The sequence below is a fragment of the Hymenobacter glaciei genome, assembly GCF_039539585.1.
In the GTDB taxonomy this organism is placed as follows: Bacteria; Bacteroidota; Bacteroidia; order Cytophagales; family Hymenobacteraceae; genus Hymenobacter; species Hymenobacter glaciei.
In genome coordinates this window covers 98067-118240 of record NZ_BAABDK010000026.1, presented here as the reverse complement: position 1 = coordinate 118240, position 20174 = coordinate 98067, and the positions used below count along the sequence as shown (strand labels likewise).

Genomic DNA, 20174 nt, shown 5'->3' with positions numbered 1-20174 from the left:
TGGTTGGTTATTTTTGCCAGTTGCCATCCGGAGTATTCTGCGATTGAAGCAGAATGCTCCGGATGACAAACAAGGAGAATCAGCGGGCGGTATAATACTTACGTGCCTCGGGCAATTCGCGCTGAATGTCGGCGATGCGGGTGCCGTTGCTGGGGTGAGTCGAGAGAAATTCGGGCGGTGAAGCCTGGTTTTCGCGGGCATCCATGCGCTGCCAGAACGTAATAGCCCCGTCGGGGTTGTAGCCGGCCATCGCCATGAAAATCAGGCCGAGGTGGTCGGCTTCCGATTCTTGGTTGCGGCCATATTTCAACAGCCCTATTTGCGAGCCCACGCCAAAGGCCTGCAGCGCCAGCTCCTGCGTGGCGGGCGCGTTGGTCGAGAGAGCGGCCGAAAGGGCCTGGCCGCCCAGCTGCTGCACGAGGCCCTGGCTCATGCGCTCGGAACCGTGCTTGGCCACGGCGTGGGCGATTTCGTGCGACATCACCACGGCCAGGCCGTTTTCGTCCTGCGTAATGGGCAGGATGCCGGTGTACACGGCCACTTTGCCGCCGGGCATGCACCAAGCGTTCTGCTGCTTGTCGTCCTGAATTACGTTGAATTCCCACTGGTAGCCGGCGAGCTGGTCGGCGGCGTTTTGCTGCTGGAAATACCGTTCCACAGCCGCCTGAATGCGCTGGCCAACACTACGGACCATGGCTACTTGCTGCGAGTTGTTGGAAAGCGGGCCTTTGGCAATAACGGTGCGGTACTGCGTGGCTGCCAGGGCGTTAATTTCGGAATCGCTCACGAGGCTGAGCTGGCGGCGCCCCGTGATGGGCACCGTGGTGCAGGCTCCCAGCAGAGCCAGGCTTGCGATGAGCGTGATTTTTTTGAACATGAGGACTGAAGCAAAGTGTGGAGGAAAGCGCCGGAGCCACGCCCTGGCGCATAGGCCCTGGCGCAGGCCGCCGGTGCTGTCTATACGGCAGCAGGGCGGGAAAATGTTTGGCCCCGGGCCGGCGAAGAGCCGAAAAAAGCCGCCCAGCATGTCCGCAAGCCGGCGCCGGGCCGTAGTTTTGATTTCTCACTGCCGGGCCATTGTTAACCCGTTCCTGCCCCATGAAAATTATTTGCATCGGCCGCAACTATGCAGACCACATTGCTGAGCTGCACAACGAGGTGCCCTCGGCCCCCGTCATCTTCCTCAAGCCCGAAACTGCGCTGCTGCAACGCGGCCAGCCGTTTTTCATCCCCGAGTTCTCGCAGGACATTCACCACGAGCTGGAGTTGGTGCTGCGCGTGAGCAAAAACGGCCGCCACATCGACGAGCCCTTTGCCCACACCTACTTCGATGCCATTGGCCTCGGGATTGATTTCACGGCCCGTGACCTGCAATCCGAGCTCAAGAAGAAAGGCCTGCCCTGGGAACTGGCCAAGGCCTTCGACGGCTCGGCCCCGATTTCGCCCACATTCAAGCCCGTTGCCGACTTCGCCGACCTGGCCAACATCAACTTCCGCCTTGACGTGAACGGCGAAACCCGCCAGACCGGCAACTCCAGCCTGATGCTGCACCCGTTTGCCAAAATCATCAGCTTCGTGTCGAAGTACATCTCGCTGAAGATGGGCGACTTGATTTTTACCGGCACGCCCGCCGGCGTGGGCCCCGTGAAAATGGGCGACCAGCTGACGGGCTACCTGGAGGGAGAGAAATTGCTGGAGCTGAACGTGCGGTAGGAGAGTAGAAACTGATTTTAAATAGTAGAACGTCATGCAGAGCGCAGCGAAGCATCTTGCCCGCTTCGTTGCTTTGACTGAATTAGTGACTGCGGGCAAGATGCTTCGCTGCGCTCTGCATGACGCGCTTTCTGAAAGAGATAGAAGTTGAAGAATAAAGCAAAACTGATTATCGGGTTGGTGCTGACGCTATTGGCGGCCCTGCCAAGTGTAGTAGGCGGCCAGGAAGCCGATTCATCCGACCGCGACCATAGCCTGAGCGAGATGCTGGGTGCGGGCCGGCCCACCGTGGCCCCGGGCTACTTCCTGTTTCCGATTGCGCCGGGCAAGCCCGGCTTTCTGGCCGGCAGCATGGGCGAGCTGCGCCCCAACCACTTTCACGGTGGCCTCGACATCAAGACTGGCGGTGGCGTGAACCAGCCCGTGTATGCCGCCGCCGATGGCTACGTGTCGCGCCTCAAGCAGTCGTCGTTCGGCTACGGCAACGTGCTCTATATTACGCATCCCAACGGGCTGACGACGGTGTACGGCCACCTCAACGAGTTTAAGGGGGCGTTTGCGGCCGAGCTGCTGCGCCGGCAGTACGAGAAGCAGAGCTACGAGCTGGAAGCCTTCTTCGAGAAGGACCGGTACCCGGTGAAGCGCGGCGAGGTGGTGGCGCTGAGCGGCAACACCGGCGGCTCGGCCGGCCCGCACCTGCACTGGGAAGTGCGCGACGCCCAGGACCGGCAGTACAACCCGCTGCAGTGGGGCGGCTTTGCCGAGATTCAGGACCACGTGGCGCCCACGCTGCAAGCCTTCGCGCTGGAGCCGCTGGCCATTGAGTCGCGGGTGAAAAAAGTCTTTGCCAAGGCACTATTCGCGCCGAAAGTGCAGCCCGGGCCGGGCGTGACCACCACCTGGGCTGACACCATCAGCGCCTTCGGGCCGGTGGGGCTGCTGGTGCAGGGCTTCGATAGGTTCGACAATGCCTGGAACCGCAACGGCATCCAGCGGGTGAGCATCGCGGTGAACGGCAAGCCATTCTACCAGCACGCCATCGATGCAATACCGTTTCCGACGGGCACGCGGCAGGTGGCCAACTTCGTCGATTTCCTGTACCAGCAAACCCAGGGGCGCACCCTGCAAAAGCTGTGGGTGGATGAGGGCAACGACCTGCAGATGTACGCCACCGGCCCCAGCAAAGGCCGCCTGACGGTGGAGACCGGCAAAATATACAACGTCGATGTAACCCTGGCCGACTCCTACAACAACCAGACGGCCCTGCACCTGGTGTTGCGCGGCGAGGCGCCGGCCTACTTCCGCAGCGGTCCGGCAGTGGCCCGCAAGCCGGCGCTGCGCTACGAAATTGTGCGCAACCTGCTGAAGGCCGTGGCTATCGAGAACCCCGCCGATTCGGTGCCGGCCAACCTCACGCTGCTGCGCGGCAACCGCCGTCTCGCAGTGCGCCCCAGCTACACCCAGGACGGGCAAAACGTGTACCTCTACGACCTGCGCGCCGGCCTGCCCGATTCGGTGCGCTTCGGCAGCATCACGAGGAAATTCGACCGGCAGGTGATGATTCCGGCCCACAAGGAATTCAGCTACGCCACCAACCACCTCAACCTGGCTTTCGGCCCCGAAACGCTGTTCGATAACATTTACCTGAACACCGCTTTCAAGCCCGAAGCCACTGGCAGCGGATTCTGGACTGTGGGCTCGCCGCTGCAGCCGCTCTACCACACGGCCGTTCTCACCCTTAAGCCCGCTACCCCGCCCGCCGACCCGCAGCGCACGGCCATCTATGCGGCCACGCAAGCTGGTGGCAAGGCTTACGTGGGCGGCAAGTGGGATGAGAAAGGCCAGATTACCGCCGTTATCCGGCAGTTCGCATCTTACCGCATCCTCACCGACACCAAAGCCCCGGAGGGCAGCCTCACAAGCCGGGCCGGTGGCCAGCTGTTTTTCCGCGTGGGCGATGATATGTCGGGCCTGGCCAGCTACCGCCTGCTCATCGGCGGGCAGTTCCGGATGCTGCGCTTCGAGCACAAGAAAGCGCTACTGTTCACCGTGGTCGGCGACACGCTGGGCCCCCGGCTGCGCGGCCCCGCCGAGCTGCGCCTGATGGACCAGGCCGGCAACGAGCGGGTAATTCCGTTAAGTCTGTAGCCGATTTGCAGCACAAAGAATTGAACGTCATGCTTATCTGGCGTCCGCGCAGCTGAAGCATCTCGCTTGTGGTAGCAATCCAACTCGATGAAATGGATTAGTGGTGGCACGCCAGATGCTTCGACTGCACTCAGCATGACGGGCGAAATATTCACTAAGTAAATAACCAAAGCCAATGCTCCCCGAACCCGGCCAGCCCGCTCCCGATTTCACCGCCCAGGACCAGGACGGCAACACCGTCAGCCTGCACGACTACCGCGGCCAGAAAGTCGCCCTCTACTTCTACCCGAAGGATGACACTCCCGGCTGCACCGCCCAGGCCTGCAACCTGCGCGACCACCAGGAAGAGCTGAAAGCCAGTAATATCCAGGTCATTGGCGTGAGCATCGACGGGGAAACCGCGCACAAGAAATTCGCGCTCAAATACGACCTGCCGTTCCCGCTGCTGGTCGATACGGAGAAGAAGATTGTGGCTGACTACGGCGTGTGGCAGGAGAAGAAAAACTACGGTAAAACTTACATGGGTACCGTGCGCACCACTTTCCTGATTGACGAAAATGGGCTGATTGAGAAAGTCATCAAGCGCCCCGATACCAAAGAACACACCGCACAGCTACTGAAATAAGGCCTGTAAAAACGTTGTTTCTGGCGAATTGAGGATAATCAATCGATTGTGTTGATTTAGCTATTCCTCTTCGCTTACCTTTACCCTCCGAACCCAACTTCCGACTTATGTCCGATACCACCACCGCCAAAACTGTCGAACACCCCGAAAAGTCCATCGACGAGCTCAAGGAAATTGCTGCCCAGGTGCGGCGCGACATCGTGCGCATGGTGCACGCCGTGAACTCGGGCCACCCCGGCGGCTCGCTTGGCATCACCGATTTGCTGGTTGCGCTCTACTTCAAGGTGATGAAGCACCACCCCGAGCCTTTTGACATGGATGGCAAGGACCAGGACCTGTTTTTCCTGTCCAACGGCCACACGTCGGCCACCATGTACTCGTGTTTGGCGCGCTCGGGCTACTTCCCGGTGAGCGAGCTGGTCACGTTCCGCAAGCTGAACTCGCGGTTGCAGGGCCACCCCACCACCCACGAGGGCTTGCCCGGCGTGCGCGTGGCTTCGGGCTCGCTGGGCCAGGGCCTGAGCGTGGCCTGCGGCGCGGCCCAGGCCAAGAAAATGAACGGCGACAAGCAGCGCGTGTTCGTGCTGATGGGCGACGGCGAACTCGAAGAAGGCCAAAACTGGGAAGCCGCCCTCTACGCTTCGCACCACAAAATCGACAACCTCGTGGCCATCGTCGACCGCAACGGGCAGCAGATTGATGGCTCGACCGACGAAATCGGCGGCCTGGGCGACATCGGCGCCAAGTTCAAGGCCTTCGGCTGGCAGGTGTTCGAGGGCGACGGCAACCACTTCGATGCGCTGCTGCCCATGCTCGAAAACTGCGTAGCCGCTACCGGCAAAGCCAAACCCATCATGTTCATCATGGACACCAAAATGGGCTTCGGCGTCGACTTTATGATGGACGGCCACAAGTGGCACGGCGTGGCACCCAACGACAAGCAGCTGGCCGAAGCGCTGGAACAGCTGAAAGTGGGCACCAACGGCGACTATTAGCGTTGTGCTAGCCAAACCTCACCCCCCCGGCCCCCCTCTCCAAAAAAGAGGGGGGAGCCTGACGACTTCGTTCGAAGTTCGCTTAGCTCCCCCTCTCTACCGGAGAGGGGGCTGGGGGGTGAGGTTTCGTTGGGCAGCCCTACTGTTGCTTCTGCTCATTGGTAGAATAGGAGCCGCTCAGAATGCCGCTCCCACCAAACCCAAAGTCACCCGCATTCTCTTCCTGCTCGATGCCTCGGGCTCGATGATGGCTCCGTGGGAAGGCCAGCTCCGCTGGAACGTAGCCAAGCGCATGCTCAGCAAAATGGCCGACTCGCTCAACGCCTGCCCCAACCTGGAGCTGGGCCTGCGCGTGTACGGCCACCAGTACCCGAACGCCGACAAGAACTGCGAGGACTCGCGCCTAGAAGTACCGTTTGCGCCGCGCAACGCGGCCGCCATCAATAAGAAGCTGGCGGAGCTCAAAGCCCAAGGCAATACGCCCATTACCTACTCGCTGGAGCAGTCGGCTAACGACTTCCCCAGCGATAAAACCTCCCGCAACGTGCTGCTGCTCATTACCGACGGCCTCGAATCGTGCAACCGCGACCCCTGCGCGGCCTCGCTGGCCCTGCAGCGCAAGCGCGTGTTCCTGAAGCCGTTTGTGATTGGGATTGGGGCCGAGCGGGATTTTGGTAAGCAGCTCGAATGCCTGGGGCAGTACTACAACGCTGCCGAGGTCGCCACGTTCCGCACGGTGATGAACGATGTTATCGCCAAAACACTGAGCAAAACCACCGTCGCCGTCAACCTGACGGATGCCGCCGGCAAGCCCGTGGAAAGCAACGTCAACCTCACTTTCGTGAACAACGTGACCGGCCAGCCCGAGTACAACTACGTGCACTACCGCGACGCCCAAGGCCGCGCCGACGTGCTCGACATCGACGCGCTCCAGAGCTACGACCTCGTCATCAACACCGTGCCACCCGTACGCCAGGCCAGCCTGGCCATCACGCCCGGCAAGGCCAACGTGCTCACCTACAAAACGCCGCAGGGCACGCTCGCACTCCAAAGCCCGCAGCTCACGCCCAACCCCTACGGCACCATGCGCGCCGTGGTGCGCACCCCCGACCGCACCACCGTGACGGCCGGCAACTTCGGCAGCCGCCAGAAACTGCTGGCCGGCAACTACGAAGTCGAGGTACTGACCCTACCGCGCATCGTGCGCCGCCTCACCATCAAGCAAGGCCAGGAAACCGCCGTGACCTACGCCGCGCCCGGCACGCTCAACATCACCTCCGACCTCAAAGGCTACGGCAGCATTTACCAGCTGAACGACGATGAATCACAAACCTGGATTTACAGCCTGCCCGAAGGTGGTAACAGCAAAATGAACCTGCCGATGCAGCCGGGCGCCTACCGGCTGGTGTTTCGCACGGGCACCAGCAACGGCAGCAGGTTTACGGATGTGCGCAATTTCAGTATCCGCAGCGGGCAGACGACTTCAGTAGCCATTTTCGGGAAGTAATTATGGAAGCGACTGAACCCCAAAAGAGCTTTCTGTACGACGTCATGCTGCCTAAACCAGAGCTGATTTACAGTTTTCTTAGTGTGCTGGCCGCCGTACTGCTTTGGAGTCACATGAGAGCGGGTAAAACACTAAGTCTTGTTGGTGTGGGAGGCTTAGCAATAGTGTACTATTTAAAAGCATTTGAACCACGTAAATTGCTGGATGAAGTTAATTTTCCTCAGCAGTATTTTAGTACAGATAATTCATTTCCGGTAACGACGAGCCAATCGTTCTTTTTGGATACTCTAGCTCCGAAAGTGATGTACATCAGCGGAGCCACCGTGCTTATTGGAATGTTATTCAAGCTGATGTTTTGGAAAGGCGGAGTAATGATGCTACTGATTGGAGTGTCGTTGTTGGCGGTATTCATTTTCGTCTCTGCCTTAAATCAGCGTATCAACCGGCGAGTATTTGTCGTGGCGGTACTGGGGGGCTTGCTGCTTTCTATGCCTGAAGAAACCCTGATACGCCAGTTGCACAGCGATGACCCTCAGCTAATCGAGCTCATGATTACTCACCTGCATCACCCACAAGACCGTGCCGCTAATGAAGCGCTGCGGGTGTACCTCCGTCAAAAGCGCACTCAGCGCTAGTTCTTTAATTGTAACGCCCAGCCGCTCGCGGCCCCAACCCAACTTCCCCATGAAAGACTTTCCCTACACCGAATCGAAAGACACCCGCAGCGGCTTCGGCGCCGGCCTGGCCGAGCTGGGTGCTTCCAACCCCAACGTGGTGGCCCTCTGTGCCGACCTCACCGGCTCGCTTAAAATGGATGCCTTCAAAAAGGCCTTCCCCGAGCGGTTTTTCCAGGTGGGCATTGCCGAGGCCAACATGATGGGCGTAGCCGCCGGTATGACCATTGGCGGCAAAATTCCCTTCACGGGCACGTTTGCCAACTTCAGCACCGGCCGCGTCTACGACCAGATTCGCCAGAGCATCGCCTATTCGGATAAGAACGTGAAAATCTGTGCCTCACACGCCGGCCTCACACTGGGCGAAGACGGCGCCACCCACCAGATTCTGGAAGACCTGGGCATGATGAAAATGCTGCCCGGCATGACCGTCATCAACCCCTGCGACTACAACCAGACCAAGGCCGCCACCATCGCCATCGCCGACCACCACGGCCCGGTGTACCTGCGCTTCGGCCGCCCCGTGGTGCCCAACTTCACGCCCGCCGACCAGAAGTTTGAAATCGGCAAAGCCTGGCTGATGAACGAAGGCACCGACGTAAGCATCTTCGCCACCGGCCACTTGGTGTGGAAAGCCGTGCTCGCCGGCAAGCTCCTGGCCGAAAAGGGCATCAACGCCGAAATCATCAACATCCACACCATCAAACCGCTCGATGCGCAGGCCATCCTCGCTTCGGCCCGCAAGACCGGCTGCGTGGTAACGGCCGAAGAGCACCAGATGAACGGCGGCCTCGGCGACAGCATCGCCCAGCTGCTGGCCCGCGAAGAGCCCCTGCCCCTGGAAATGGTGGCCGTGCACGACAGCTTCGGCGAAAGCGGCACCCCCGACCAGCTGATGGAGAAATACGGCCTCACCGATGCCGCCATTGTGGCCGCTGTGGAAGCGGTGATGAAGCGGAAAAAGTAATTCTGTGCACGAGCAAAAAGCCCCCGCAGCTACAAGGCTGCGGGGGCTTTTTGGTTACAAACGCTTTCGATTTTCGGCTTCCTGGGAAAGGCTCAGTGTCTACTTCTTCCGGCTGTATTGTACGGTTATGCCGTTTTGAGTCACGTTGAAGCCGGTGGGATTGCCGCTGGCGTCCAGCGCAAACTGAACGGTTCGGTCCGAGAACTCGCGCATTCGGAAGGTGTTGTTTTTGTAGGCGTCCAGGTGGGTGAGGGGCGACGTGCTCATGGTCAGTTCTTTATTGCCGAATGCCACGTTCATCGTGCTGCCGTTTAGCTCGTACTGCCCGGCCAGGGTTTTGAGAAAGCCAGGGTCCTGCAGGCGGGCGTCGGCCTTCTTAACAAACACTACTTCCTTTTCATCCATGCTGATTCGAGCCTGCGAAATGTTGCCCTGCGCATCGGACCCGAAGGTAAAGGACCACTGGCCAAATACTTCGTCGTTGGCGGAGGTGAAACGGTCGTAGTGGTAATGCTCCAGCGGCAAGCTCTTGTCGTTGAACGTGAAGCGCAGCTTACCAGCCTCCTGGCTGATTTGGAGTACGCCGTAGGCCGGGTCCTCGTATTGCCCCACGTAGTCGGCCAGCGCGTGCGAGGGCTGAGTGTTCAGCACCCGGTCGGTGCCGGGCTTGCGGCGGGCGGCCCGCGCGGTGGCTTTGGCGAGGCGGTAGTTTTTCAGGTTGCGCTCGTTCCAGGGCGTGGCCTCCAGGCCCATCACCCGGTCGTACACCGTGTTCACTAGCCCGTCGAGCATAGGCCGGGCGTGCACGCCGTTCATAAACACAATCACGCCGACGCTGTCGTTCGGCATAAACGAAACCTGCGAGTAGATGCCCCCGATGGAGCCGCCGTGCTGGGTGCGGTAGTGCCCCTTGTAGCTGGAGGTGTACCGCGCCATGCCGTACATCGAGTTAATTTCCTCGTAGTACTTGTCCGGCACCGTGGCGGCCAGCGCCGCCGGCTGCAGGGTGGCCCGAATCACGGAATTGGGAACCACCACCTTGCCGTTGAATTTGCCGCCGTGCATCTGCATAATCAGCCAATGCGACATGTCATTAAGGTCGGATACAATCGCGCCGGCCGGGCCCACGCCCTGCTGGCGGGTGTAAAAAGGGTAGGGTGCCAGCGTGGTCGTGTCGCGCTTTTCGTAGTAGGCGGTCAGGAAATCCGGCTGCTGCTGCATGTCCACCGACGAGAAGATGGTGCGCGACATGCCCAGGGGCACGAAGAATTTGGTCCGCACATACTCCTCCCAGGTTTGCCCCGATAGCAACTCCACAATGTGCCCGGCGGCGGCGTACATCATGTTGTTGTACAAGTACCCCTGGCGCAGCGGCAGGCTGGGCTCCAAGTACTTCAATCGGTCGAACAGCTCCTGACGACTAAAACTCGAGCCGCTCCAGATGCGGTCGTGCCGCGACATGCCGGTGCGGTGCGAAAGCATGTCGCGCATGGTGATGTTGGCCGTCAGGTCGTCGTTGTAAAACTGAATTTGCGGCACATATTTCTTCACCGGCTGGTCCCAGTCCAGCTTGCCTTCTTCCACCAGCAGGCCCACGGCGCTAGCGGTGAAAAGCTTGGTGTTCGACGCAATGGGGAACAAGGTGGTGGGCGTCACCGGCAGCTTCTTTTCTAGGTCGCGAAAGCCATAGCCCTGGGCAAAAACTAGCTTGTCCTTCACCACCACGGCAATGCCGCAGCCCGGCACATTCCATTCCTTTAGCATCTGTCCCACGGTTTTATCGAAACCGCTCAGCCTTTTCCTGACGTCCAGCTTCTGGGCATTGGCCTGGCTGGCTCCCACGAGCAACAGCCCCAGGAGGTAATAGTGTAACCGTACTTTCATGCAGATGGTGATGTGAGGATGAGTGAATATTTGGCAATATGGCAAGTCATCAAATGTATCGATGATAAGACAATACTTATAATATTATTTATTAAAACGGGGTTTTTTCATTGAAAGAGAACCCAACATCCCCAAGGATGGTATTCAGTTTTAAGGTGAACGGCGGCCGCAGCGACAGCATTGCCCTGCGGGCCTGCGAAGAGCCGCAGCCCCAGAAGTTGGTGGCCGTGCACTACAGTTTTGGCAAAAGAGGCACCCCCGGACCAATTGATGAAAAGAATATGGCATCACCCATGCCGCCATCATGGCCGCTGTAGCAGCGGTGATGAACCGGAAGTAGCTTTTCGCACAACCAAAAAGCCCCCGCAACTGAGAAGCTACGGGGGCTTTTTGGTAGCAGGCGGTTTAAGCTCTTTTATCAGTCGATGTTGTCGACCCGGCCGTGAAAGTCGTAGGAGATGCGGGTGTCCCCAATTTGGTCGATGCGGTTATGCAGGTCGTAGGAGATACGCAAGGTGCCAATTTTCTCTACTCGGCCGTGCAAATCGTACGAAATAGATTCATCACCGATTTTCTCAATACGGTTGTGTAAATCGTAGTCGATGGCAATTGGGCCCGCTTTTTCTAAGCGTCCGTGCAAATCATAAGCAAATTTGCCCCTGGCGTTGACGCTAAAATCGGCTATTTGGCCTGCGTTCGAGAGGTAGATAACAAAAGCGGGTTCTTCAATTTTGAAGCTCGTTTGATTGCTTTGTGATACCGTAGCCGAAACATGGTGTTGGGCAAAAGCAGGAACCGCCGTCAGGCTTGAAAGTGCCAGCAAGCAGGCTGTAAGGAGTGAAGTTGGTTTCATGAGTAGTAGCAGCTACGTAGTGTGAAAAGTCTATGTCTGCTACTCAGATGCTAAACATTTATCGCGCCAAAACGAGCCCTGTAGGGCTGTTAAGTAGATGAATTAGTTAATGTGATATCTTCTGCCCGAAGCAGCCGGGCAGCCTTCATGCCGCGATATACAGTTAAGCAGAAAAACAACCGTATGACTACACCTCCTAGCGCTGCGCTTTGTGCCATCGCCAAGGAAGAACCAATGCTCAAAAGGCTTTCTACAACCAGAATGACGAGGGCAATTGTAAGGGCGAGCGCAGAGCGTCGGTAATACCCCAGCCAGCCCAAGGCCACGAAAATAATACCCTCGCCGAAAGAACCCCAACCGATACTATTCTGAAGCAAAACCGCAACTTGGCCGAGTTCTGCCCATAGCCCAAAGCCAATACTCATTACCCCGATAAAGAGCAGGGCGTACCACGCTTGCTTGATGCGCTCTTGCGGATGAGTGCCGCTGCCGGGTACCGGCTGGCCCTCAATGAGCAGCTCCATTTCCTGTGGGTAGCTGTTCTGCTTGTGCTGCGCCGAGAAAATGCGGCCGTCGGGCAGGCGATACTGGCGGCCTTGGGCAATGGTCGCTTCCGGGTTGGTTGGCTCTAAAGCATTTCCGGCGTAGCTGACGGTGAAGTTGCGGAAGAGAAAGCCCCAACTGGCAGTGAGGGGCTCGGTGCGGGCATCGTCGAGGTAAAACGTTTTAGAAGGCATTTAACAAGTTGCTGGGCTGGAATATGAAGTGGAAAGCCAGGCTAAAGATGGGAAATATTTTTGCCTCGGTTAAACATTGCCAACTTTAAGCCCTCCAAGAAGCCGTTTTTGCTAGTATCGCGCGTTTGGAAGACCACGAAATTCTCCTCAAGTTCCAGGACCCCGCCAGCCGCAACCTGGCCTTCAACCAGCTCGTGCGCAAGTACCAGAGCAAGGTGTACTGGCACGTGCGCAAAATGGTGGTGGACCACGACGACGCCGACGACCTCACCCAGGACGTGTTTGTGAAGGTGTGGAAGCACCTCGAGAACTTCCGGCAGGATGCCCAGCTTTTCACCTGGATTTACCGCATTGCCACCAACGAGTGCCTGAACTTCCTCAGCAGCAAGCGCCGCAAGTTCCTGTTGCCGCTCACGGACGTGGGGGCCGAGTTGGCTGCTAAAATAGAAGCCGACCCCGCCATTGCCGGCGACGAAATTGAGCTAAAGCTGCAAAAAGCCATTCTGCGCCTACCCGACAAGCAACGCCTCGTCTTCAACCTGCGCTACTACGACGAAATGCCCTACGAGCAAATGGCCGAAGTAACCGGCACCAGCGTAGGCGCCCTGAAAGCCAGCTACCACCACGCCGTGAAGAAGGTGGAAGAATACGTTACCCGCAACACCGATGATTAGCCCCGCTACCTATCCTATTTTTTATCCGTTGCATTAAACGTTCGCCCCTCATTATCATCCAACGCTCATGAAACCTGCTTTTAAGCTCGACGCGCACCCTCGGCGGCCCCGCCCGCTGCTGAGCGAGCCGCCCGCCGACTACTTCGATAAATTACCTACCCGCATCATGGCCCGCCTGCCGCAGGCCGACGCCCGTGATGCTTCCACGGCCTGGGGTTGGTTCGCGTTCCTCTCGCCGGCATTGCGCACGGGGCTGGCCTCGGTGGCCGTACTGGGGGGCTTTGCGGCCTCCTTCTACCTGAGCGGCTCCGCTCCGCTGGTGCCCGCCACCGCTGGTACTGCTGCCCTCGATGCCGTGCCCCGCACCGAGCTGGCCAACTACCTGCTCACAAGCGGTGCCCGCGTGGAGTCATCCGATTTGGCCACCCTCACCGCCGCGCATCCTGACATTGCAAAAGGATTTCTGCGCGTGTCGGACGAAGAGTTGAACGACGCGCTCGACGCTCAGCCCACCGACGACCCTACTTATCTATAATTACCTGCTCTTCCGTTTCAGAACCATGTCCGTTTTCTCATCCGTATTGCGATTCCTGAGCTTGGCAGCACTGCTGCTGTTGCTGGCCCCGGCCGCACAGGCCCAGGGCGGCCGCCGGGCCCAGCGCCTCGGCCAGCTCGAGAACGCCAAAATTGCTTTCATTACCAACCGCGTGTCGCTCACGCAGGAGCAGGCCCAGAAGTTCTGGCCGCTCTACAACGAGTTTTCCGACCGCCGGCGCGAGCTGAACCGCAGTGGCCGCCTGCTGCGCCGCGACATCACCGAAGGCATGACTGACCAGCAGCTGCGCGAAAACTTCACGCAGTCTTTCAACACCCGCCAGCAAGAGCTGAACCTCGAAAAGGAGTACTTCGAGAAGTTCCAGAAAGTAATTTCCCTGCGCCAAGTGGCCCAGCTGTTTCAGGCCGAGCGCGACTTCACCAAGGAAGTTATCAGGCGCGTGGCCGGTGGGGGCGGTGGGGCCGGGCAGGCTGGAATCGGCAACGACTAAGCCGGCGCTTGCTCATTTTTTCAAGAGGCCGCTGCCCCCGCAGCGGCCTCTTTACTTTTGTGGGATAATCAAATGGCCGAATAGGTGGTTGAGAATAGTGCGAGTAATTGCTCGCCCAACCACCAGAAAAGCCGTCCCAGCCGTTGAATTCCTCACCCTCCGTCGTTACGCCGCGCCAATTATTCCTCCGCCACCAGGCCCAAACCTCCGATTTTCCGCTGCTGCTGGAAATTGAGCGGGCCGAAGGGGTGTACATGTACGCCCCCGACGGCCGCCGCTACCTCGACCTTATTTCGGGCATTGGCGTGAGCAACGTGGGCCACCGCCACCCGCGCGTACTGGCGGCCATTCAGGCCCAGCTCGACAAGTACCTGCACCTGATGGTGTATGGCGAGTTGGTACAGGCCGTGCCCGCGCAGCTGGCTCAGGCCTTGCACCAAACCTTGCCGGCCCACCTCGATTCCGTCTACTTCACCAACTCCGGCACCGAGGCCATCGAGGGCGCCCTGAAGCTGGCCAAGCGCCACACCGGCCGCACCGAGCTTATTTCCTGCCTCAACGCCTACCACGGCTCCACCCACGGCGCCCTGTCCATCACCGGCTCCGAGGGTTTCAAAAACAGCTTCCGCCCCCTGCTGCCCGACGTGCGTCACATTCGCCACAACGACTTTGCTGACCTGATGCTCATCACTGAGCGTACGGCAGCCGTAGTCATCGAAACCGTGCAGGGGGAAGCGGGCGTGCGCGTGCCCTCGTCTTACTACCTGCCGGCGCTGCGCCGCCGCTGCCGCGAAGTAGGCGCGCTGCTCATTCTCGACGAGATACAGTGCGGCTACGGGCGTACCGGCACTATGTGGGCGTTCGAGCAGTTCGGCATCGAGCCCGATATTCTGGTGTGTGCCAAAGGCATGGGTGGCGGCATGCCCATTGGCGCGTTTATATCGAGCACCGAAATCATGTCGGGCTTCAAAACCAACCCCATTCTGGGGCACTGCACCACCTTCGGCGGACACCCGGTGAGTTGCGCGGCGGCCCTGGCTACCCTGCAAATCATGCAGGACGAGCAGCTGCCGGCCGGCGCAACTGCCAAAGCCGCCCGGTTTCGGGCGCAGCTGCAGCACCCTGCCATTCGGACCGTACGGGGTTGCGGGCTGCTGATGGCGGTGGAATTCGACTCATTTGCTGTCCTCAAGCCCATCATCGACCGGGCGCTGGAGCACGAGGGTGTCCTGACGGATTGGTTCTTGTTCTGCGACAACTCGCTGCGGCTGGCCCCACCACTCACCATCTCCGAAACGGAGATTGACGAGGCCTGCGCGGCCTTGTTGCGGGCCATTGCCTACGTGGCTGGCGAATAGGACCGGGTTTGCCCGTAATGCAGCCGGTCCGTTGGTGCAGCCCGCCGAGCGAGCCACCCCCAACGGGCCGGAACAACCGCCGAAGCGGCGGACAAGTAAACGCTAGTTCAGGTTGACGATGGGACGCGGCAACTCGTTGTAGTTCAGGAACTGGTTGCTTTCTTCCTTGATGCGCTCGCGGGGATGACCATCCTTCACACCCTGCGAAATTTTGCGTACCAACACGCCCACAATGGCCTTGCGGAAGCCGAGCTTCTCAGCCATCATAATGCAAAAATCCATTTCTGTATCGTCCACGATGCCATCGGCGAGCATCATGTCCACGAGGTCAAAAATCTGGTCGAACCGCTCGGAATCGTTGGTAGGCAGGTCGCTGCTGGTGCCTTTGGCACCCGATACCAACTCCTGCACTTCCGACGAGCTGATGCCATTCTTCTTGCCCACCGCAATAATAAAGTTCATTTCCCGCGCGTCGATGTGTCCGTCGGCTTTCGCCAGCGCCGCGAGATTTAGCAAATGGCCCTTTATTTTTTTGGCTTGCTCATTTTGAAAAAATCCGAACATAAACGTGGGAATTAAGGGTGAAAAGATAATTTCTCAATCGAAACCTCGATTTCATTGGTAAGATACACGGAAAACAGGCCGGTTGTTGCGGGAATATTACCGAAATCAGAAAAATGCTAATCAGTGGTTTTACGCGAATCTTAGGCAGTTAGTTGAGGGTTTGCATTCGTTTCGCCAACTTTGCGGGGTTTGGGTGCAGTTTGCGCGCCTGCTTGCTATATGAATGTTCAGATGAAGAGAATTGCGGTTTTTACGAGTGGAGGCGATGCGCCGGGCATGAACGCCGCAATCCGGGCGGTAGTGCGTACGGCCACGTACCACGGCATTGAAGTATACGGCATTATGCGGGGTTACAGCGGCATGATTAAGGGCGAGTTCGTGCGGCTCGATTCGGCTTCGGTATCCAACACTGTGCAGAAGGGCGGCACCATCCTGAAGTCAGCCCGCAGCCAGAAGTTTATGACCAAGGAAGGCCGTCAGCAGGCCTTCGACCAGCTGGTGAACAATGGCATCGAGGGTTTGGTGGCCATTGGCGGCAATGGCACCTTCACCGGGGCCATGATTTTTGAGGAAGAGTTTGGTATCCCAACTGTGGGCGCGCCGGGCACCATCGACAACGACCTGTACGGCACCGACTACACCATTGGCTACGACACCGCCGTGAATACGGCGCTAGACTGCATCGACAAAATCCGCGACACGGCCGACTCGCACGACCGCTGCTTTTTCGTGGAAGTAATGGGCCGCGACTCGGGCTACATCGCCATTCCATGTGCTATCGGCGGCGGGGCCGAAATCGTGATGATTCCGGAAACCCAAATGAGCGTGGACGTTGTGATTGATACGCTACAGGCCGGTTGGAAGCGTTCGAAAACCTCGTTTATCGTGATTGTGGCCGAGGGTGAAGACGAAGGCAATGCCACCAACACCGCAGCCCGCGTAAAGGAAGCCATTCCGCAGCTCGATACCCGCGTTACTGTTATCGGCCACATTCAGCGGGGCGGCTCACCTACGGCTGCCGACCGCCTGCTCGGCTCGCAAATCGGCATTGCGGCCGTAGAAGGCCTGATGAACGGCATGCGCAACGTGATGGCCGGTATTGTAGACAAAAAGCTGGTGTACACCCCGTTCATTGATACCATCAACAAGAAGAAGCTTATCAACCAGAGCTTTATGCGGATGGTCGAGATACTGAGCGTGTAGCGCTTAAATGGCACAAAAAAGGACGTCATGCTGAGCGTAGCCGAAGCATCTCGCGTGTTGTAGTAATTCATTCGATTGAGTCGCTATTGCACGCGAGATGCTTCGACTTCGCTCAACATGACGTTCTACTTTACGGGCATATTGCTCAAATCTACCCACTCATACGCCGTGTCGCGGCGCAGCCACGTAAGCTGGCGCTTGGCGTAGCGGCGGGTGTTGCGCTGGAGCAGGCGCACGGCTTCGTCCCAGTCGTACTCGCCATCCAGAAAGCCGAATATTTCCGTGTAGCCCACGGTTTGCAGCGCATGGTGGTGGCGGTAGGTCATTATGCCGCGTACCTCATCGAGCAGGCCCGCGGCGAGCATGTGCTCAACGCGCAGGTTGATACGCTGGTACAACTCCTCCCGTTCGCGGGTGAGCGCCACTTTCACATTGCGGAAAAGTGGGTTTTCGGGCGGTGGGCCGACAGTGTGGAAACTGGAAAAAGGCCGGCCGGTCGCTCGCGTGATTTCGAGGGCACGCACAATGCGCTGGGGATTTTGTTGGTCGATGCGGGCGTGGGCGACCGGGTCGGTTGCAGCCAGCTCGGCCACGAGGTGGGGCAAGCCGTGGGTTGCCAGTTCGCTGTGCAACTGGGCCCGCACCTCGGGCGGCACGTCGGGCAGGGCATCGAGGCCGTCCGTCACGGCCTGCACGTAGAGGCCCGAGCCGCCGGTGAGGATGACGACGGGGTGTTGCTTGAACAAGTCGGCCAGCACGGCGTGGCAATCGGTGGCAAAGCGCCCGGCGCTGTAGTCCTGCGCAATGCTGTGGCTGTTGATGAAGTGGTGCGGCACGCCCTGCATTTCAGCCGGAGTAGGCTTGGCTGTGCCAATGCTGAGCTCACGAAAAAACTGGCGCGAGTCGGCCGACACTATTTCAGTGCCGAATTGCTGAGCCAACTGTACGCACAGGGCGGTTTTGCCCACCGCCGTGGGCCCGGCTATTGTCAGCAGGACAGGGCGCGGGTCGGCGGCAGTGGGTGCGAGCCGGGCGATAATGTGTGGGGGGAGCAGAGACACGGGAGATAAACGAAGCTATTTAGTCGCAGAATGCTTAGGATGACCAATTTTGAGAACGTCACGCTACGGCTGCGGCTCCGGAAAAGGGGAAGCTTCCTGCAACGGCGGGTCGAGGCCGGTAATGCGGAACTCCACGCGGCGGTTGAGGCGGCGGGTGGCTTCCTGCTCGTTGCTGGCAATGGGCTCGGCGCCCCCCAGGCCCAAGCCGGTTATGCGCGGGGCCTCCACGCCGTGGCTCACCAGGTAAGCCATTACCGCATCGACGCGCTGCTCGCTAAGCACAACGTTTTTTTCGGGCGGGCCCACGTTGTCGGTATGGCCGCGCAGCTCAATATGCAGGCCGGGGTTATCGACCAAGAGGCGCACCAGCTGGCCCAGGGCGGGGTAGGAGGTGGGCAGCAGCACCGCTTTGCTCTGCTCAAACTGCACCTGTGCCAAGGACAGCGTTTCGCCAACTGCCAGCGGGCGCAGCAGCACGTCGTGCATTAGCGGGCCGGGGGCGGCGGCCCAGGTGCTGTCGCCAGGGAAGTACCCGGGGTGCTCGGCGTGGTAGCGGTAGGGGCGGCCGGGCGTGGCGCTGGTATAGGCGAAGTCGCCTTTGGCCGAAAGCAGTACGCCCACGCTGCCCTCGGGGCGGTCGAGGCGGAGGCTGGCGGCGGGTAGGGGACGGAGCGTTGTGGCGTCGAGCACGCGGCCTTCTAAGGTGGCAGTGGTGGGGGCCGGCGGGGCCGGGTGGGGCGGCGTCACGACCCGGAACAGGTTGCAGCCGGCCAGGTCGGTGTAGGTACCCTTGCGCAGGCGGGTGGCCTGGTGCCTGGCCAGGTCGACGGTGTACAGCCCGTGCGGGCCGGCCAGGTACATGCGGCGGCGGCCGGTGGCATCGTTCTGCATCAGCAAGTCGCTGTAGCCACCGCGGGCAGGCAGGCCACTCAGAAACATCTGCTCGGCAAAGGGCTTTTGGGTGGGCAGGTTGATTTTCAGCAGCGAGCCGTCGGTGCTGTACACCAAGTACATGGTGTTCGAGTCGTCGAGACAGAAGTTGCCGTGGGTGCCGGCGCTAGCAAAGGCGATGTAGGGGTAAAACGGGGCCTTGCGCAGTGGGTCGGCGGTCCAGACGGTGCTCACCTTGCCATCGTGCGGGCTGATGCGCACCAGCAGGTTGGCGTCGGAAGCCATAAAGTAGAGGTCGCCGCGGTCGTCGGTACTGGCTGAAATCCAGACGTTTTCGCCGCCTTGCGGGGGCAAGACCCAATCAGTGTAAGCGCCTTTGTGGGTGGCGGGGTCGTAGCGGTACACGCGCTCGGGCGCATCGGTAGGAGCTTTGGTTACCGAGTACAGGCAGTTATCGAAGCCTTTGGCCAGGGCATAGGACTGGAAAGGCAGCACCCGGCGGTGCACTTTGGGCGGGGCCGTGGGGTCGTCTGCGATAAACTCGTGGATGCTGCGGCAGTCATCTTCCCAATGCCCATCAACTTGGTGCAGCGCCGAAATGCCGTACATCTTGCCATCGCACAGCTGGTCGTCGTAGCGGCGGCTGGCCCAGGGCGTGCTGGTGAAGGCAAACGAGGCCAGCAGTGCCTGACCAGCCGCCAGATAGGTGCTGTCGTGGCTGACGCGGGCCCGGTATTCGACGCGAAACTCGTAGCCGCCCCGCCACAGCTGACGCCCCATTACGTGAGTACGCGTGCCGGGCCGGTTGCCCCCAAAAGAATAGTCGTAGGCCACCTCATCGAAGCTGGCCCCGGCGCGCTGGTCGAGCCGCAGAATATGCACAAGCGGCAAGGCCAGCAGGCGCCGCCGCACCGAGTCGGGCCGGCCCTCGCCCAGCAGGCGGAAGTCGCGGCGGTCGTCGGGCAAGGGCATAATGCGCAGGGTGGCTACCACTGCCGTATCGCCGGCCCGGAAGGTGGCCGTTGCACCAGTAGCGGGCCTTTTTTGCAGCTGCCAGGGGCTCGCATACGTGAGCTGGCAGCGCCCGGCCGCATCGGTGAAAACTGGCGGCGGCACCGGCTGCGCTCGCAACCCCGCGCCCCACAGCAGCATAACCAGCGTCAGAAAAAACCTCATAAGCCGGAGCAAATTCAACCTGCGGGCAGCGAATGCCGCGCCGTAGTAACCTGCAAGGTACTGCCCAAGCGCACATTGCCGGGCCGGGCCCACCGGTT

19 protein-coding genes are annotated in these 20174 nt (G+C 59.6%); 12 read left to right on the top strand and 7 right to left on the bottom strand.

Annotated features, from left to right (window positions below; genetic code table 11):
* Positions 1-79: 79 nt before the first annotated feature.
* Positions 80-877 (bottom strand): M48 family metallopeptidase, encoded by a 798-nt coding sequence (locus tag ABD837_RS17460; protein WP_345057029.1) that lies wholly within the window; start codon positions 875-877, stop codon positions 80-82.
* Positions 878-1098: 221 nt separating this feature from the next.
* On the opposite strand from ABD837_RS17460, the gene ABD837_RS17455 reads away from it, so the two are divergent.
* The 7 genes from ABD837_RS17455 (at position 1099) to ABD837_RS17425 (ending at position 8629) form a co-directional block, all read left to right on the top strand.
* The gene (locus tag ABD837_RS17455; RefSeq protein ID WP_345057028.1) at positions 1099-1713 is read left to right on the top strand and encodes a fumarylacetoacetate hydrolase family protein; all 615 of its coding nucleotides are present in this window, start codon (positions 1099-1101) and stop codon (positions 1711-1713) included.
* A 147-nt stretch (positions 1714-1860) separates the two neighbouring features.
* Positions 1861-3861: a M23 family metallopeptidase gene (locus ABD837_RS17450; RefSeq protein ID WP_345057026.1), complete on the top strand. Its 2001-nt coding sequence runs from the start codon at positions 1861-1863 to the stop codon at positions 3859-3861.
* A gap of 175 nt (positions 3862-4036) precedes the next feature.
* Positions 4037-4486, top strand: a complete 450-nt coding sequence (gene bcp / locus ABD837_RS17445) for a thioredoxin-dependent thiol peroxidase (protein ID WP_345057024.1) — start codon at positions 4037-4039, stop codon at positions 4484-4486.
* Positions 4487-4593: 107 nt separating this feature from the next.
* Positions 4594-5481 carry a transketolase gene (locus tag ABD837_RS17440; protein ID WP_345057022.1) on the top strand — a complete coding sequence of 296 codons (888 nt, stop codon included), beginning with the start codon at positions 4594-4596 and terminating at the stop codon, positions 5479-5481.
* 145 nt (positions 5482-5626) lie between these two features.
* A complete protein-coding gene (locus ABD837_RS17435; RefSeq protein ID WP_345057020.1) occupies positions 5627-6988 on the top strand; it encodes a vWA domain-containing protein in 1362 nt (453 codons plus the stop codon).
* A gap of 2 nt (positions 6989-6990) precedes the next feature.
* Positions 6991-7623 carry a GldL-related protein gene (locus ABD837_RS17430; protein ID WP_345057018.1) on the top strand — a complete coding sequence of 211 codons (633 nt, stop codon included), beginning with the start codon at positions 6991-6993 and terminating at the stop codon, positions 7621-7623.
* A gap of 49 nt (positions 7624-7672) precedes the next feature.
* Positions 7673-8629 (top strand): transketolase family protein, encoded by a 957-nt coding sequence (locus ABD837_RS17425; RefSeq protein ID WP_345057016.1) that lies wholly within the window; start codon positions 7673-7675, stop codon positions 8627-8629.
* A 99-nt stretch (positions 8630-8728) separates the two neighbouring features.
* On the opposite strand, the gene ABD837_RS17420 is transcribed toward ABD837_RS17425, so the two are convergent.
* From ABD837_RS17420 to ABD837_RS17410, 3 genes are all read right to left on the bottom strand, one after another.
* Positions 8729-10513 (bottom strand): serine hydrolase, encoded by a 1785-nt coding sequence (locus ABD837_RS17420; RefSeq protein ID WP_345057014.1) that lies wholly within the window; start codon positions 10511-10513, stop codon positions 8729-8731.
* Between the two features lie 418 nt (positions 10514-10931).
* Entirely contained in the window at positions 10932-11366 is a 435-nt protein-coding gene (locus tag ABD837_RS17415) for a hypothetical protein (RefSeq protein WP_345057012.1), read from the bottom strand.
* Positions 11367-11455: 89 nt separating this feature from the next.
* Positions 11456-12103, bottom strand: coding sequence for a hypothetical protein (locus ABD837_RS17410; RefSeq protein ID WP_345057010.1), 648 nt, complete (start codon positions 12101-12103; stop codon positions 11456-11458).
* 125 nt (positions 12104-12228) lie between these two features.
* Between ABD837_RS17410 and ABD837_RS17405 the strand changes: the two genes are divergently transcribed.
* The 4 genes from ABD837_RS17405 (at position 12229) to ABD837_RS17390 (ending at position 15181) form a co-directional block, all read left to right on the top strand.
* Positions 12229-12777, top strand: coding sequence for an RNA polymerase sigma factor (locus tag ABD837_RS17405; RefSeq protein WP_345057008.1), 549 nt, complete (start codon positions 12229-12231; stop codon positions 12775-12777).
* 67 nt (positions 12778-12844) lie between these two features.
* A complete protein-coding gene (locus ABD837_RS17400) occupies positions 12845-13312 on the top strand; it encodes a hypothetical protein (protein WP_345057006.1) in 468 nt (155 codons plus the stop codon).
* A 25-nt stretch (positions 13313-13337) separates the two neighbouring features.
* Complete coding sequence (locus tag ABD837_RS17395; RefSeq protein ID WP_345057004.1) at positions 13338-13823, top strand: hypothetical protein; 486 nt, start codon at positions 13338-13340, stop codon at positions 13821-13823.
* Between the two features lie 143 nt (positions 13824-13966).
* Positions 13967-15181, top strand: coding sequence for an aspartate aminotransferase family protein (locus ABD837_RS17390; protein ID WP_345057002.1), 1215 nt, complete (start codon positions 13967-13969; stop codon positions 15179-15181).
* 102 nt (positions 15182-15283) lie between these two features.
* On the opposite strand, the gene ABD837_RS17385 is transcribed toward ABD837_RS17390, so the two are convergent.
* Positions 15284-15745 carry a tellurite resistance TerB family protein gene (locus tag ABD837_RS17385; RefSeq protein ID WP_345057000.1) on the bottom strand — a complete coding sequence of 154 codons (462 nt, stop codon included), beginning with the start codon at positions 15743-15745 and terminating at the stop codon, positions 15284-15286.
* A 231-nt stretch (positions 15746-15976) separates the two neighbouring features.
* Here ABD837_RS17385 and pfkA point away from each other — a divergent pair, with 231 nt between their 5' ends.
* The gene (gene pfkA, locus ABD837_RS17380; protein ID WP_345056998.1) at positions 15977-16948 is read left to right on the top strand and encodes a 6-phosphofructokinase; all 972 of its coding nucleotides are present in this window, start codon (positions 15977-15979) and stop codon (positions 16946-16948) included.
* A 125-nt stretch (positions 16949-17073) separates the two neighbouring features.
* Here the strand turns inward: pfkA and miaA are convergent, their stop codons facing one another.
* Positions 17074-18009: a tRNA (adenosine(37)-N6)-dimethylallyltransferase MiaA gene (gene miaA / locus ABD837_RS17375; protein ID WP_345056996.1), complete on the bottom strand. Its 936-nt coding sequence runs from the start codon at positions 18007-18009 to the stop codon at positions 17074-17076.
* A gap of 63 nt (positions 18010-18072) precedes the next feature.
* The gene (locus ABD837_RS17370; protein WP_345056994.1) at positions 18073-20076 is read right to left on the bottom strand and encodes an OmpA family protein; all 2004 of its coding nucleotides are present in this window, start codon (positions 20074-20076) and stop codon (positions 18073-18075) included.
* Between the last annotated feature and the right edge of the window lie 98 nt (positions 20077-20174).